This window comes from Arthrobacter ipis (assembly GCF_014694315.1).
GTDB lineage: Bacteria > Actinomycetota > Actinomycetes > Actinomycetales > Micrococcaceae > Arthrobacter > Arthrobacter ipis.
On sequence record NZ_JAAOXD010000012.1, the window covers coordinates 1 to 402 of the forward strand.

At 72.4% G+C, this 402-nt stretch carries 1 pseudogene; it reads right to left on the reverse strand.

Features of this window, described 5'->3' with window-relative positions:
* Window positions 1-402 (reverse strand): annotated as a pseudogene (locus tag G9E11_RS20720) (bifunctional D-altronate/D-mannonate dehydratase); the annotation flags it as partial.

Below are 402 nucleotides of genomic sequence, written 5' to 3' on the forward strand. Positions count from 1 at the left end.
CGTTCCGGACCGCCTCGAACACGGACGGCAGGTGCCGCAGGTAGGCCCGGGTGTCCCAGTCCTCCTCCACCGGGAACGCACCGCGCCCGGCGGGCTCGTAGTCGTACCGCTCCCCCGAAGCCTGGGCCTGCGCGGCCACCCCGTACACGGCCTTGATCCCGGGCACCGCGGTCTGGATCCGCACCGACTTGTAGCCCAGTTCCAGGTGCTCGCGGACCGAGTCGAACAGCGACGGGATGTCCGAACCGGAGGCGTGCCCGTAGGCCCGCAGCCCGTTGCGGGAGGCCCCGCCGAGCAGCTGGTACACGGGCATGCCGGCCAGCTTGCCCTTGATGTCCCACAGCGCCATGTCCACCGCGGCGATCGCCGCCATCGTCACCGGGCCGCGGCGCCAGTACGAGG